At 44.4% G+C, this 17,046-nt stretch carries 8 protein-coding genes; all 8 read right to left on the reverse strand.

Going from position 1 to position 17,046, the window contains the following annotated elements; translation table 11 throughout:
- Nucleotides 1-569: BNR-repeat neuraminidase N-terminal domain-containing protein (locus VK664_RS21980; RefSeq protein WP_461400857.1), on the reverse strand; the 569-nt coding region annotated here is incomplete at its 3' end.
- Between the two features lie 186 nt (nt 570-755).
- Complete coding sequence (locus VK664_RS21985; RefSeq protein ID WP_461400858.1) at nt 756-2,765, reverse strand: hypothetical protein; 2,010 nt, start codon at nt 2,763-2,765, stop codon at nt 756-758.
- Nucleotides 2,766-3,947: 1,182 nt separating this feature from the next.
- Entirely contained in the window at nt 3,948-6,491 is a 2,544-nt protein-coding gene (locus tag VK664_RS21990) for a glycoside hydrolase family 95 protein (protein ID WP_461400859.1), read from the reverse strand.
- A 324-nt stretch (nt 6,492-6,815) separates the two neighbouring features.
- Entirely contained in the window at nt 6,816-9,047 is a 2,232-nt protein-coding gene (locus tag VK664_RS21995; protein ID WP_461400860.1) for a GH92 family glycosyl hydrolase, read from the reverse strand.
- 113 nt (nt 9,048-9,160) lie between these two features.
- On the reverse strand, nt 9,161-10,429 hold the full coding sequence (locus VK664_RS22000; protein WP_461400861.1) for a glycoside hydrolase family 71/99-like protein: 1,269 nt from the start codon (nt 10,427-10,429) through the stop codon (nt 9,161-9,163).
- A 319-nt stretch (nt 10,430-10,748) separates the two neighbouring features.
- On the reverse strand, nt 10,749-11,852 hold the full coding sequence (locus tag VK664_RS22005) for a glycoside hydrolase family 99-like domain-containing protein (protein WP_461400862.1): 1,104 nt from the start codon (nt 11,850-11,852) through the stop codon (nt 10,749-10,751).
- Nucleotides 11,853-11,857: 5 nt separating this feature from the next.
- On the reverse strand, nt 11,858-13,651 hold the full coding sequence (locus VK664_RS22010) for a SusD/RagB family nutrient-binding outer membrane lipoprotein (protein WP_461400863.1): 1,794 nt from the start codon (nt 13,649-13,651) through the stop codon (nt 11,858-11,860).
- 18 nt (nt 13,652-13,669) lie between these two features.
- Nucleotides 13,670-16,927 carry a SusC/RagA family TonB-linked outer membrane protein gene (locus VK664_RS22015; protein WP_461400864.1) on the reverse strand — a complete coding sequence of 1,086 codons (3,258 nt, stop codon included), beginning with the start codon at nt 16,925-16,927 and terminating at the stop codon, nt 13,670-13,672.
- Between the last annotated feature and the right edge of the window lie 119 nt (nt 16,928-17,046).

Here is a 17,046-nt window from a genome sequence, read left to right on the forward strand (position 1 = left end):
TTCTCCTCACCCGCACGTCTAACCGAAGTGGCAATGCGTTGCCAGGTTATTCTGGATGGCGCAGTGATGTTCATTGAGCGTTTACCAAACACTGCCTGGGTTGCCAGCACCTGGATACTATCATACAATGATGACTGTTGAGATACCGATACTGTAATGAGGAAATAATTCTTTCCGTTTTTCAGGGATACTCTTCCGTTTATCTCAGCAGAACCGTCACTCTTCCCCGGGGATCGTCCCACCTCGATTGCCTTTGCCATTTTTGTATCTGCTGCTGCCGCAGAATCCTGGCCAAGTGATAAAAGAGAAACACTGGTTATCATTCCCTTTCCGGAACTGATGATCTTAAGCCGCAGCGTCGTAAGATCAATGGTTTCGTTACTCATGTGCGTTACCGTTAGACCAGCCACCGGGTTACGCTCCTTTCCCGGCAACACCGGTAACCGGTATTGATCGAATGAGATCTTTATATCCTGTGCAAATACTTTTTGTGCAAACACTTTTGTTACCGGGAAAAACAAAGTAACAAGCCCCAGCGAAATATGACAAATCCGTAGTAATTTTTTCATAGTAAACAATTAGTTATTTGAAAGAGCTTAAACTCCCGCCTGATTATCATCCATCATCAGCAACTCTGAATAAGCCGAAGCGCCGGTATGTACTGAAAACTCCCTGGGTCAGGTGTTTCTGTAATCCGTACTCATTTGATGGCCATGTTGGTCCTTATCGAATCAGCCTTTCAAGCTTATAGCTTGTCAGCGAACATCAAGACCGTTCGCTTCGCGCATGAGTTGGAAAATATGATCCGGGCGCACTACAATATAATCTTCATTGAGTGAAGACGCAACGGCTTTAAAACTCGATGGATTTATACCTTGCCAGGGCTGAGCCTGGATTATGATAAACCTCGGTTCCGCCCGGTTCCATCCTGATGAAGCCTTAGTAATATGATTTTTCATGGCTTCTTCATTCGTACAATAATTACAGGACAGCGCCATCCCGGGAAGTTTTTTATCGAAAACCGTAAGGCCACCGCCGGTATTTTGCGCGGTGAGGCCAAGCACAGATGGTGCGAGGCGCGCAAAAGTTTCACCCACCTTTTGGTCTATGCCGCCGGTGATCGTATTCCAGATGGTAACTACCCGGAGACCGGCACGCCGGTTATAATCTTCGGTCTTCGAAACAAAATCATTAAGCGATTGCTGGTTTGGAAATGTATTCGGGTAGGCATAACCGTAACCAGAAGGACCGGAAATGAGATTGTCGTTATCCGTTGCAGAGTTCGAGTAATAATTCAGTGCACCGGGCATTGCATCGAGCATCGCGGGAGATATAGTCCAACCCATCGGAACCGAGCCCCGATCGGGATTGTTCCATAGTTTACGCATATGATGCTCTACATACTGCAAATTATCGCCGTCGCTCAATATAAAAGCAACATAGAGTTTGTTTTGAAGCGGAGGTTTCGGCGGTATGGGTTTCGGATTGAACTTCCTGGGCATACCGCTGTGTACAGTCAGGTTGGTAGCAAAATCGCTGGCAATGGTTGCGATACCGAAAGTGGATGCGCGCCCGACTCCAGGTGCCTCCTCCGGCCACCAACCCATAAAATTCGCACCAGCCGGCATGGAAGATAAAAATTTATCAAGCAATTCACTTTCACCTGCAACCTTCGGATCCAGCCAGATAACGGCTGTACCTAACGCTGTTGCATATTCGCGGAGAGCACCCTTATGTGCATTGGGATTTAACCCGATAAGTAACCGATGATCCAGCTTCGGCCAATATTTATCATAGATCGCCTGGTATACAGCCAACTTGCTGGCAAATTGTCCCCTTAAGTCAACAAGCACAGGAAGATTGTAGGGAGCAGAGGTCAACCGCGTGATCAGAGCCGGCGAAGCGATGATTGCTTTTTTATCTTTCGCAAGTAACGTTGCAAGGTTTACCGTATGTATCTGTTCGGGGTCGTAAACGATCAGGCCCGATAACTCGCTTCGGTATTTAGTAATCAGATCCCATTTGTTTGGGTACTCCTTCCACTTCAAACCGAGAGACTGCAGCCAGGTATATGGTCCTTCGCCTGATGCATTGCCTTCATAAGAAAAGATTCGCGGATTTCTTTTATTAACGATGCCTTTCAATGAGGCGAACAGGTACATCTCAGCAGAAGAATTGTTTTGCTGAATATTCACGCGGTCAACTTTTGCGTAAGCTGTTCCATGCCAGAATACACGCAGTTCGATAGACTGCTTATCTGCTGAAAGGGTGAAGGGCAGGGTAAAATTGGTATACTCTCCGACGGTGGGAAATTGCACCCGGGTGATTTTCCGGAAGACGATGGTCTCACCGGTTGTAGCGTTCCTCACGTCGATGTCAACTATCGGGTCATCGTTCACTGTGTTGTTATCAGTCTTTATTCGAAACTCTGCTATGTTCGGACCGGCGGTTATATTCGTATCATAAGGTCCGTAAATCATGTATCGGCGGGCAGTATCAATATCCGGCTCGCAAAGCCAGCCATCTGTTTCAAGCCTTCCTGTTTCATGACGTAGCATCGGCCTTTCCGCCTGCCATTGTGTGGGTGTTTCCCTAAGAATTATGAAGTCCTGTGTCTGGGCCGAAGCCGGAAATGAGGGAAGCAACTGATTCGACGGCCATTTTATCTGGGCCTGCGAAATAAACGACACTGATGATAACAATAGCAAAACGACGAGTCTTGTAAAAGCAATAACTTCTCTAATCAAAGCAACCTGGCCTGGCATGTAAAATGAGGTTTTCGTGATCAATCAATCAGGAGTTTAGTAGTCAGTCCAGGGCCAAAGGTCTCAAAGATATTAGTTTTACGATTATCCGTGCAGCTGGCTTTATGCTGGTTCTTACTTTGCCCTGATTCAAACCTTGTCTTGGTTCATGCTCTGTCATGGATTCATGCTTTGTGCTCATTCATTCTTTGTGCTGATTCATTCTTTGTGCTGATTCATTCTTTGTGCTCATTCATTTTTTGTGCCGATTCATTCTTTGTGCCGATTCATTCTTTGTGCTGATTCAGGCCTTGTCTTGGTTCATGCTTTGTCAAAAATCAGCCTTTCAACACCCGGGACTTATGTTCCTTTTACGAAAATATATTTTTGACCGCGATTTCAGTCAAAATGGGGTCATATTGACTGAAATCGCGGTCATTTTTAAAAATGCGATTTAAACCCCTCCCCGTCTTCGTCATCTGAGTATATAAATCTATATTCACAAACACCGTTTGTAAAAGAATGATAGGTATCAGACAATCTAATCATTCATTTATTGCGATCATTTATTTATCCCGATCATTCGTTGATTCTGATCATTTGTTGATTCTGATGATTCGTTAACTCTGATCATTCGTTGATTCTGATAATTCGTTAACTCTGATCATTCGTTAATTCTGATGATTCGTTAATTCTGATGATTCGTTAATTTCAATCGTCCAACAGGTTAACCATGAAAATCAATTTCAAATTATTAATACTGGATTTATGCGTCAGCGTTATTACACAGGCGCAGTCCAATACCCGCAAATTCAGCAGCTGTTTCAAACCAGAAAAAAAATACCTGGCATAACCCGTTAAGAACGGCGCGCAAAAAAGAAATGCACAGACCTGGGTAGGTGGTGTGCTGACAAGATATTTTGACATCGAACTTTCCGGAGAAAATGCTGACTGGTATGCCTACCTGCAGATCGATCAATGGAAAGGAAATAGTTGACCAAAATGCTTTCATTAGTTGTGTAAGATGCTAATAATAGTTGAGCAAAATGTTTTCAACAGTTTGAGTTAAGATGCTTTGATACTTTGTTAGTCAACATAAGTTTTAATATTCATCAGTTTTCAAAAAAAAGGTTGAACGGCATTAGAGTCGTTGCAGAAGTGGAGCAATGTCACTGCTGAGAATATGGCAGAAAGCGAGCACTATCACTTCCGGGTAGTTGTGCGTGAGGCAAATTCATATGTCTGTCCCGGCCGCGTATCGAATTCGAAAAGTATGGTGGGTTTCAGCAACGGTTTATCCACCTTGATATTCGGTGCAACTATGGGTGCTGGCGTTGGTGTTATCTCAAAAAATGGATTTGGATTGTTGCCCGTTGCGGATTTTATATTGGCATTTGTTGTTGATTTAATAGTATTATTTTTTGCTGATACAATAGTGCTGTTTTTTGTTGCATCCAAATTATTTGGTACACGGATCCGGCAACTGCCGCCAAGATGGGACTTAATAATTAGCTTTGTTATTTTACCTTCTTTCCATTCCATATTTACGATTTCAAATCCTCCTCTTGTCCTGATACCTGTTATTTTTCCATCCGGCCACGCATCGGGTAAAGCCGGAAGCAGATGTATGGAACCATCATGCGATTGTATAAGCATTTCGGCAATACCCGCAGTACAGCCGAAATTACCATCAATCTGGAATGGCGGATGTGCATCAAACAGGTTGGCATAAGTACCGCCCCCGCTGTTTTCCTGGCCCTTATTCATTCCAACCGGCGTTAACTGATTTTTGATAAGTTGATAAGCATGGTTACCATCCTGGAACCGCGCCCAGAGATTCACCTTCCATCCCATTGACCAGCCAGTTGAAACATCGCCGCGATACACCAGCGATTTCTGTGCAGCACTGAACAACTCCGGTGTGCGGTAAGGTGAGATGCCATTGCCCGGGAACACGCAGAACAAATGAGAAACATGCCGGTGTTTATCGTTCGGATTGTCCCAGTCCTCCAGCCATTCCTGCAATTGTCCATGCTGCCCGATCTGAAGTGGCGGCAAACGATTGCGGGCGGCTTTCAGCTTTCCGGAAAATTCTGCATCCTTACCCAATACTTCCGCGGCACGAATAACATTTGAAAACAATTCAAACATCAATTGATTATCCATCGTGGTTCCGGCTGCTATTGAAACGCCTTTGTTCACCGAAGGATTGTTTTCAGGTGATGAAGATGGTGAAGCGACCAGCCATTTGTGCGTCGGTTCTTCTACCAGGAAATCCAGGCAAAATTGTGCGGCACCTTTAATCGCCGGATAAACTGATTGCAGGTAAGTTTTATCACCGCTGAACAAATACTTCTCCCACAAATGACGGCTGAGCCATACACCGCCCATTGGCCACATGCCGGAATAAATGCCATCCACAGGACCGGTGATTCGCCAAAGATCAGTATTGTGATGCGCCACCCAGCCCCCGGCACCATACATATCCTTTGCTGTTTGCTGACCCGTCACTGAAAGCTCCTTCACCATCTGCACAAGGGGCTCATGCATTTCTGTGAGATTTGTAATTTCAGCGGGCCAGTAATTCATTTCTGTATTAATGTTGATGGTGTATTTGCTGCCCCAGGGCGGATCCATCTTATTGTTCCAGATACCCTGTAAATTAGCGGGCTGACCGCCGGGTTGAGATGAAGCAATCAGCAGGTAGCGTCCGAACTGGAAATACAGTTCTACCAGTTGCGGGTCATTACCGTTCGCAAAATCCCTGATCCGTATATCAGTGGGATTTTTTATCGAGTCGGTTATTCCAAGGTCCAGGCTTACACGCTTAAAATATTTTTGATAAGTACGGACATGATCGGTCATTAAACCGATATATGATTTTTTAACCACTGCTGCCAGGTAGTTTTCTGCCCTTTTATTTTCATTCCCAGTTATATTTTTATAGTCGATGAAATTAGTGGCAATAGAAATATAGATGGTTAAGGCATCTGCACCTGCTATAGTCACAGCTGTATCTGAAGATGAAACTCTGCCGCCATCAGCATTCAACCTCGCCAGTGTTGTGAACTTCACCTTACCAGCAACGCCATCTTTCTCGCTGGTGATGCCGGAAAGGGATAAAGTATTTTGCCCGATCACCTTACGCGATGATTTTTGCGGACTTGCGAAATAGGCAGTTGTATTTATAGCACCGGGCTTGTCGGCGGTGAGCCTTATCACGATTGCCTGGTCAGGTATGGAAACAAATGCTGTGCGGGTGAAGCTTGTGCCATTCACCACATAGCATGTTTTTGAGATAGCAGAGTCCAGGTCAAGTTCGCGATGATAATGCTCATATTTTTCGTGACCCGCGAATTGAAGATTAAGATTTGCGACCAGTTGATATTTCATTCCGTTGTTCGGGTTGGCGCGGATAGTTCGTTGTGCAAGCTTTGAGGCATCAGCATATTTGCCTGCGAAAATCAAAGCTCTTATTTCAGGCAGGGCCGCCAAAGCTTCTTTGCTATCATTTCTTGAAGGTCCACCGCTCCAGACACTGGATTCATTCAACTGTATTATTTCGCTAGCCGGATTACCATATACCATGGCAGCTAAACGGCCATTACCTAATGGAAGTGCCGCCTCCCATACATCGCCGGCGGGTTTATCATACCAGAGTTTCAGATTCTTTTGTTGGGCCGAAGCGATAGTACAAAATAATAAACTGATCAACAGTGAAAGTATCCGCATGTTAAGTATCCGCATGTTAAATAAATAAGAGTAAATGGTATTTGGAAGCATACGATAGCACAAGTAAGTTAAAACGACAATCGAAGCACCCGATTGACAAATAAAGTAAATGTTAATCGGAAGGTACGATTGAACAATTAATATATCGCATAATAGTAAAGTGTATGATTATATAATTAATCTATCCAATCGTATGATTCTACAATTAATCTAATCTATACTAGTAAGTGTACGCTTGAAGAATGATCAAACCAGTATTTGTATTACTTCTCATGAAAAGTAAACGTTATCAGGCATCGTATACCGCGACAAGTTAAGACGATGAATCAAGCAGCAATCTTATGGATGATTATTTGGCAACGCTCCAAATTCCTTGTTTGGTTTATCACCCATTATAATCTTCATTTTTCCGCCATTGATGATATCAGCATGACTGATATAGGATTTGAGATAATTCTTGCCATTCAGTTCTATGCGCTGAATATAAATATTTGCAGCATTATTATTCACTGATTCAATCACAAACTGCTTTCCGTTCCCAAGCTTTAATATCGCTTTCGGAAACAGTGGACTTCCGATAACATAGTTTCCCGAAGCTGGAAACACCGGGTAAAACCCAAGCGAAGAAAAAACATACCAGGCCGACATCTGGCCGCAGTCTTCATTACCGATCATACCATCCGGTTTGTCATGATAAAATTCTTTCATGATATAACGGATTTTCTCAGCGGTCTTCCATTGCTGGCCAGTATACGCATACAGGTATGCGATATGATGGCTGGGTTCATTACCATGAGCATACTGACCAATACCCCCGGTAAGATCAACCAGGTCACCTGTTAATGGAATAGAAAAAAATGTATCCAGCTTTGCACTGAACTTTTTCTCGCCACCGAGTAATCCGATCAATCCATGCACATCCTGTGGCACCAGCCAAAGATACTGCCAGGAGTTTCCCTCGGCGAAATCGGTACCATAAGGACGAACCGATTTCAAGGGATCAAAATTCGGGTTCCAACTGCCATCGCTCATCTTACCTCTCAGGAAACCCACTGATGAATCAAAATATAATTTATAGTTCTTACCGCGTTTCGTGAAATATTCATAATCCGCGGTTTTTTTCAAAGACTTTGCCAGCAGCGCAATACTACCATCACCAACTGAAAGTTCAAGTGCCTGCGCCACAGGCCGGCCCACATTAGCATCCGAAGGTAATGGCCTGAACTCCCGCAAATAATTCTGCCCACGCAGATCAGACATAGCTGTTGTTTTCATAGCCGCAAAGGCACGTTCCGCATCAAAACCTTTGATCCCTTTTATATAAGCTTCGGCAATCACCTGCTGACTGCTGATGCCAACCATGGTACCTGTTTCATAACCCGCCAGGTGCCAGACGGGTAAATGACCCTGTTGATCGTGAATTGCAAGCATCGAGTTTACCATATCTCCCACCCTTCCGGGTTGGGTCAACACATAGAGTGGATTGGCAGCACGATAAGTATCCCATAAAGAGAATACGCTATAGTTCGCAAATGGCGCCGCTTTATAAACTTTTTGATCAGCACCGCGGTAGTCACCATTATGATCATTGAACAATGAAGGGTTGATCATGGTATGATACAAAGCAGTATAAAAAACGCGCTTTGCAGTTAAATCCGAAGTTTCTATTGTTAATTTTGATAACTCTTTGTTCCATTTCGTCTCAGCCTCCTTCAATACAGATTCAAAATCCCAGCCGGGGATTTCAGCATCAATATTTGCCAATGCATTTTCTGAACTAACCGGCGATATGCCCACTTTTATTTGTAATAATGCCGGCCCCTCTTTAAAGCTGATTAAACCTTTTATCGCCGAGTCCTTACCATTTGTTCCGGCCAGTTTCGAGTTTTTGTTATAAACTGAAAAATCCTTTACCGGCATTGACGTTTTGATGGCAAAATATATCAACTGTCTTTTGGCCCAGCCCGATGAGGCCCGGTATCCTTTGAATGTATATTCATCTACCTGTTCAATAAATGTTTCGGTTGACCTGTCATTGATTCCTTCTTTCAGATCAATAATCACATGTGCCTCACCGTTAGCAGGAAATCGATAACGGTGAAAACCTACTCTTTCGGAAGCAGTCAGTTCCACTCCAACTCCATTATTTAGTTTCACCCCATAATAGCCTGGTTTTACTTTCTCGTTGGCATGAGAAAACAGCGAAGCATAGCCGCTTCCGGGAACCTTCTCCTGGCCCTTATCCGTTTTTACATCACCGGTAAATGGCATCAGGAGTATATCTGAAAGATCACCGATACCTGTGCCGCTCAGATGGGTGTGGGCAAATCCCCTGATTACACTATCCTGGTAATTATACCCGGAGCACCAGTCCCAGCCTTTGTAAAAGTTATCAGGACCCAGTTGCACGGCACCAAAAGGAACACTTGCACCTACGAATACATGTCCATGACCGCCGGAACCGATAAGTGGATCAACAAAGCTGACCGGTTGCTGCGCCGAGCCAGCTGTTGCCCCGGCGAAAAAAAAGATCGCCGGGCAAAGCAGGAGGCTACTAAAGAAGTTTTTCATGAACGTTCCTGGTGTTTGAAAAATAGTTTGGATACGCATTCCTGGAATTTGAAAAAATAGTTGGGATTGCATTCCTGGAGTTTAAAAAAAAAGTTTGGACTACAGGAAAGCAATCATCCTTTGCGGGTGTTCTTTACCACCGGCGCCGGAATTTCTTTTTTGAAAGGAATTTCCTTCCTTAACATTTTTGCAGCCTTACCGGTAAGCTGCAGGTAATAATCACCGGGGATACCCGGTTCAAAGGTTACAAACCTGCTCTTGCCTTCCGGTGGATTATTTGAAATTTTAAAGATAGCAGTTGCTTCATCGATCTCATCAAACATGGCCACATAAATCATTTCACATCCTGCTTCCATTGCACCGGTTAATTGCTTCCAGAAGAATGATCCTTTGTTACGCGGAATCTGGTCAAATTTACCGGTCTCATACATGTTGTGCCAGCTGAAGCCGGGAAATACCACCGGTACATAATCAACCATATTTGTTTTGCACCATGCCAGGTCCGATTTAAGTTGATCTGCAAAACCGGGGTAAGACGATTCGTTATAACGCCCCACCATCCAGGGCTGAACAATATCGCATTTCCGGATCACATCATGGAGACGAGGATCGGTATCGGCATCGCGGGTTAAAGTTCGCCAGTAAGTAGGCAGCCCAAGTAAAATGGAACAGCCGCCATAGACACTGTCATTTTTTAGAAAGTCGATCACCTTCTCAATCGTTTTGAGACTGTAGTTCCGGCCCTCAAAGCCAACTCCCCAGATAGCGACCAATGGTTTCCCGTTATGAAAAAGATAGGTCTGATCATTGCCCCCTGCCGTTAGTTTCAGACTATCAACAAGATTTTTCCAATCGTTTATTACTGTGGTATCATCGCTGTCTTTCATGCCCGATAGATCATACATAAGCGCGATCGCCCTTCGTTGTTGACGCGAAGCCCGTATCGCATTTTTCAGCACCACATTATTGTGATTGAGGCTTGTAGTATTTTTAATATTACTCACAAAACGTTGCACAAAAACACCATCAATGCCATAATCTTTCATCCATTTAAAATGAAGCTGAACCGTTTCAGCATCATAAGAGCTGAAAAGTTTTGCTGCTTTGCCTTCAGGCAGTTGAAAGGGTGAATTGTAAGTCTTTGCATACTCACTGACATCTGGCCACATATCAAATTTACAGGACCCGTCCTTCAAACCTTCCTTGCCGGAATAATGGTTCCATTTCCTGTTGGCACCATCTTCGGGGGCATTGAACCAGCCCTGGTAACCTGCCAGGACAAGGCCTTTATAACTTTTAAAAATCGAACTGGTACTATGCCGACTTTGGCCTGAACAGAATGATGCGACAACCAGGAAAGAAAAGACGAATATAGTTTTCATGAAATACATTGCTGTTTTTTGTTTGTCGGTTACTGGATTATTATTAAAAGCACTTCATACAAGTGCTACCGCATTATCATCTAAGAATAGCATTTTATACAAGAAGCTACTGTATTATCATACAAGAATAGTATTCATACAAGTGCTACCCTATTATCATACAAGAAAAGTATTTTATACAGGGTCCTACTGTATTATCATCCAGGAAAAGTATTCATACTAGTTCAACCGTATTATCATCCAGGAAAAGAATTATTAAACAGGTTGCTACAGAAAGTTATCATCATTCAAGTTGCTACCTGGAATTTATCGTTGGTTCTTATTGCTTTTTGAACTGCTGCCTGGTTATTTTCAGGTAAAGTTCACCATAACTGTTGGCAGGTTCAAGTTGCATATCCTCATCCCATTTGTTCCAGGAATCAATCAATATGAGCCTGGTTGTTGGGCTGGCATTCATTTTCGCAACATTGCACAACTTCTTATAAATTTCGCCGCTATCATTTCTCAGGTAATTTGGGTTTGAACTTGCAGGTTGTGTAATCTTCCAGTTGTAAGCCGGTGTTATATTAGGAACATAATCCACCTTGATATTATCCGCAAACCATTGCCTTGAATATTTCCAGTTCTGATCCATCGCCTGTGGAAGCAGGTTCCAGCGATCCCAGTCATTGAGCTGTGAGCTGAAAGACTGATGATAAACTGCATCGACCCCATTCTGGTAACGGAAAGGGTACCTCGCGGGAGGAGTCCAGCGATCCTGCATACCTACTATATAAAGCTGGAAGCCCAAAGCCGATAACCGGTTCCTTAATGTTGTATAGATCGCTGAATTGTTAGAGGAGAAAAGCGTTTGTGCATTAACGATATATAATAGGACTTTGTCATTCACTTTTATATAATTCGCATTTCCCAACAATGGAGCCATCTTTAATATATCCTGGAAAAACTGCTCCAATTTTACAGCATCATTCTCCAGCGGTGCCGCGGCAGATATACCATAAGTAGCACTGGCGAAATTATATGCAAGTGCAAATTTCATATTAGCCGTATTGACGTCTAAAAAAGATTTGACAACTGTTGAATCAGAACGGAAATTATTCAGATCCCTGCTGACAGATCTGAACTGAAAAAGAAAATAGTCTATACCACCGCGGCCAGCCTGTTCGATATGCGTTCTCATTACCGCCGGCGGAACCAGCCCGTTGGGCATTCCATATTTTCCGGCAACCGGGACTTCGGTAATATTAGCGTTGAAGGTTCCGAAATTATAATAAAATGCGCCGACTGTAAAATCATTGACTACAGGCACTTCCTGAATCTCATAATTCAGAATATTTTCTTCAGCTGTCGGATTGTCTGCCTTTTTTACACAGGCAGTAAAGGTTACCAATAAAGCTGCTATAAATATGAAATGTTTTTTCATTACTGTTATTTGAAAGTTGAAGTGATGGTTACTGTAAATCCACTGGCTGCAGCTGCGGCCTGTACAGATTGGATGGTTGTGCCATACCATTTTCTCGACGCAGAATTATCATATACTGCCGGGATGGCATTGTAGTCAGGCACAACATATGGCTTCTCAAATTTCAATCGCAGGTAGGGATTAGTAGTTTCGTCAGCAAAGCCGGCAGCTCCTAAAAGCTGAAGAGCACCCTGGTATCCCGAAGGGTTTTGCGTATTCACAGTATTCGGATATACTGCACGGTCAGGTACATCCTGGAACAAAATGGTAGGAAGACCTGGTGTTGTATGTGGAGACAGGCTTAACACCCGGGTTTGACGCTGCAGGCACCAGGCATCAAAAGGTTGATCCGGGAAATAGCTTAACCAGGTCTGAAAATAAATTTTATTAATATCGCCAGCCGGAAGATCGGCTTTATTGGTATGAAGATAATTCCAGAAACCTGTTCCATTCGTACCGAATTTTATACCATCACCTGCCTTATATGTATTTCGCATGGCGAGTGGTACACCCCAGAAAGCAAAGCCTGCATCTATACCGGAATTGTAATAGTTTTCAGCGGTCTGGGATCCGCCCAATGAAAGTATTGCCGCCTGTGCTTTTAGAAATTGTGCTTCAGCAAATCCGAGTATAATAATAGGACGCGACGGATTGTTTATGATGTTCAATGCAAGCATTGAATAAGCACTGTTACCGTTCAGGCCACCCTGGTTTGTTTGTCCCTGTGGACTGATCTGCCCGGCAAGCGTAGCCGTCCATCCCGGAAGAACCTGGTTGGATTTATTTAAACCATAATGCGGGATGGGATAGTTTACCACCCTCAGCGAATCATCTGCTGTGCTGGTTAAAGTATCCGTGACCCGGTACCTGTTTGCCAGGCGCACTGAATCAAAAAAGTAATCGATCCTGGGATCCTTATAAGATCTTAAGTAAACAAACATCTGGTCGGCCATCCTTGGAAAGTTCCCGGTGAATGCTCCCTTGATATAATACTTGAAATAAGGATTTTCATTGTTATTCACCGCTTCATATGGCACCTTCGCGGTTTCCGCTTCCGAATTGATCAAGGCAGTTTCCGCTCCCATCAGTTCCCTGATTGCGGCGTCGGCCTCAGTTGGCAAATTGAGCCTGCAACGAAGTGCAATCCGCAAACGAAGTGTGTTGGCAAATTTTCTCCAATTCACAAGTTGATTAGCACCATTGCCGTAAACAGCATCATAGGTTAACTTATCCCCCGCAGTATTTATCGCTGTGCCCGCTTCTTTCAGCATGGCGAGAATTTTTACATAAACCGCATTTTCAGATTCGAAGTTGATCACGTTGAGAGATTCAGGATTGTTTGCCTCGCCCACCGGGATAGGGCCAAAATAACCAACCAGGATTGAATAGACATAGGCCTTCCATATCCTGGCGATCTGTACCCTGTTCGCAAAGGCCGTATCACCACCATATTGTTTTTCAAGCTGAACCAGGTTCTGGAGAATATTTACATAACTGGTTTGCCACACTCCCTGGTCATTCGCGGAATACCTGGCGCCGGGTTCAATAAAATTTGCGATCTCCCACATGTTGACATTGATGCCGGAATTCAGGCCGGCGCCGCCAATCATATCCCCGGTTCTTTTTACTGCTGTCTGCATTAATGCTTCCGGCGAAACCGTAACAAATTGTGTGGGATCAGTATTTAGTTCCTCAAATTTTTTTGTGCAGGAAATAACACTGAAGAATAAAATGATATAAATAAATGTGCTGATTTTCATTGCTGGAGATTAATTACATTAAAAGGATAGCTTCAGGGTGAATCCCAGGATGGCATAAGGAAATGAGCCGCCTGATTCGATGCCAAGTGTACCGTTTGTGGATCCTGCGGCAGCTTCCGGATCAATTCCAATCGGCGTTTTCTGATAGATCTGCCAAACATTTCTCCCGGTGACTGCAACAAAGGCTCCTTTGACAAATCCCTGGTTCAACCATTTTTTTGGTAAGGTATAGCCGAACACGATCTCACTGATGCGGATTGAACTCGCATCAAACGTGAGATAAGGAACATCATTGGTTGTTTTGTCATTTCCCAGCACCAGTTGCGGATATACCCATCCGACGCTCCTGTCACCCACCATATAACGGCCGGTTTTCGGATCGATCAGGAGTACTCCACCGGGACCGGTTTGTGCGAGGTAGGCATTGGCATACTGAAGACCCTTCACCCTGTTTGAATCCAGGTAGCGTGTACGGCCCGGGCCCACCTGTCCACCAATATTCCTTCTTTCCTCATCGCTTTCGCCAAGTATGAAATTGCTGAAAAAGTAATCATCCCTGCCCTCAAGGCTTTTAGCAGTGGTGCCCTGGAACATTGCCCGGCCATAAGACTCTGAGAATACAACTCCGCCCCATCTTACGGTTGCTGTTACCGAAAGACTGAAGCCCTCGTAACTGAATGAGTTTGAAAAACCACCCGTGAATTGCGGGCGGGGATTGCCCGTGATCACATTTGGCTCGGGGATGTTTCGGCCACTGGTTGCTACCAGTATGGTATCACCGACATGATAAGGCTGAATCCCGATATGCGTTCCGTAAGGTTGGCCCACCAGCGCATTAACGGTCATCCCTAAACGACCACCAAGCTGGATCCTGTTTACGTTCGGCAGCAGGGAAACCACTTCGCTTTTGTTGGTCGCGAAATTTATTATGGATCTCCAGCTGAATTTTTTTGTTTGATATGGTGTGGCTGATAACGTCAGTTCAAAACCACGGTTTTGAATTTCACCGGCATTTACGACACGGTTATTAAAACCGGTTTCATATGCGGTCTGAACATTTACGATCTGGTTGATAGTGCTGTTATCATAATAAGTGGTGCTTAAATTCAACCTGTTTTTGAACAGTGAAAGATCAAGCCCGATTTCCTTTGAAACCTGTTGTTCTGGTTTCAGATCTGCATTTTTAAGTTGATTGGTATATGCGAGATATGGATTACCCATGTATAGACCCTGCGGCGAATAGGTATTTAAGAGTTGATAAGGCTGTGTGCTGTTACCAACCCTGGCATAGTTAACCCGCAGTTTGCCGGAACTCAGGATATTATTTTCCCTGATAAATTCAGTAAAAATAAAGTTTCCGCCTATGCTTGGGTAGAAGAATGAGTTGCTTCCAAGGGGCAATGTCGAAGACCATTCGTTCCTGGCGGTTACATCCAGGTAAACAAAATCCCGGAACCCGACAGATAGTTTACCAAAGGCGGATTGTTGTTTGGATCGGGTGAGAAATTCAGTAGCAACCGGTATCGTATTGGCATTACCGATGCTGGGCATATCGTGGACCAGCAACGAGTTGATCGAAGCCGCGCGGCCCAGCACGTTCACGTCGTTTACAGATGCTCCGGCCAGTGCATCAACAACGAAATCCGAACCGATGCGTTTGGTATAAGTGGCCAGCAGCTCATAAAACCAGTTATTCTGCCGGTTTATACTATTTGAATAGGAGCCGAGTGGATTTGTTCTTCCCCCCAGTTCACGGTACATATAATTTTCGGTTGTAGCGAGATCGCCCACCACCTGTCCCCTGATTTTGAGATCGGGTGCCAGGTTAACCGTTGCGATCACAGCACCGTTCAGCGCGTTGCGGGTATCGCGGTTGGAATTGGAATAGATGGACCAATATGGGTTTTCCGTATTGTTTACCTGTCCCGTGGCAACAGCGTTTCCGTTTGCATCTTCATAAGGAAGAAAACCATCCAGTCTCACACTCCGGGCCATGTATACATAGGTCGACAGGGGATTGGATGCATCGAGGTTTTTTAACATCCTGTTTTTTGTGTCCCAGTAAGTATAACCGATCCTGGTGTCGATTCTGATCTTAGTACCAATGATTCTTGAGGCAGTCAGGGTAAGATTATGTTTCTTAATAAGATTCAGGTTTTCAATGACATCATTGCTTTTCGTGAACCCATATGAAAGCCGGAAAGCCGAAGCGGCGTCCGATCGGCTGATGGAAATATTTGAGCTATTGGTAAAACTCGGCTGGTACAAATCGCTGACATTGCTAGCCTGAGGTGCATATCCACCTTCGATCGGAATACCAGCATAGCTGTTATAAGGTTGTCCCAGCATCGGCGCACCCCAGCTTTGATTGCTGGTACCCATGTTTACTCCGCCATTTGCCTGGTTCACATTATTTACATTTTCACCCGACAAACGCATGTTGGATCCTTCGCCATAAACATTCTGGTATTCCGGAAATGCCGTTATTTTATAGAACTGGAAATTCTGATTTACATCGATGCCGAGCGTTCCGTCGCCGCCGGTTTTCCCTTTCTTTAAAGTGATCAGGATGGCACCGTTTGCCGCTTTTGCTCCATAGAGTGCCGCACCGTTGGGACCCTTTAGGACCGTGATCGTTTCAATATCATCGGGGTTGATATTCGCCACCGCATTGCCATAGTCAATGTTGCCTGCATCCCCTGGATTGTTTTCAATGGGTACGCCATCAACAACGATCAATGGCTGGTTTGAGCCCGATAGTGAGTTATCACCCCTGAGCGTTAACCTGACGCTGCCGCCGGGCTGGCCGGTTCCGGTAACCTGGAGTCCCGCGATTTTCCCGGCGAGGCCATTCATAAAATTCACATCCCTGGCTTCAGTAAGTGTTTTGGGATCTACGTTCTGGGAGGCATAGGTCAGTGTTTTCTGCGCCCGGTTTATGCCCAGGGCGGAAACCACCACAATTTCTTCCGACTTGGTCTGGTCGGCCGCAAGTTGAACTTTTACCAGCAATTGGTTATTTACCCTCAATTCCTGGTTTGTATACCCTATATGAGAGAATACCAACACATCATTTACCGGATCCTCCACCCGGATTTCGAAAATACCCTTGTCATTGGTTGTTGCATGAAGGGTTGGCTTATTTTTTACGATGATGGAGACGCTTTGGAGTCCGTCGCCTTTTTCATCAGTAACACTTCCTTTTATAAGCACTTGTTGCGAGTAAGTAATGGCGGAAGCGAAAGCAGTGATTAAACACAGTAGCAGTTTTTTCATAAAGCATAAGCAATTGTCGGTTAGCAATAGTTATACAAATAAACCCGCAGCGGTTTAACAACAGTTTAATTATCGGTTAACGCCGACATTAATTTTCGGTTTTCCTTGAAATTTATCTG

It is taken from the genome of Flavitalea sp., assembly GCF_035489435.1.
Classification (GTDB): Bacteria; Bacteroidota; Bacteroidia; order Chitinophagales; family Chitinophagaceae; genus DATHKG01.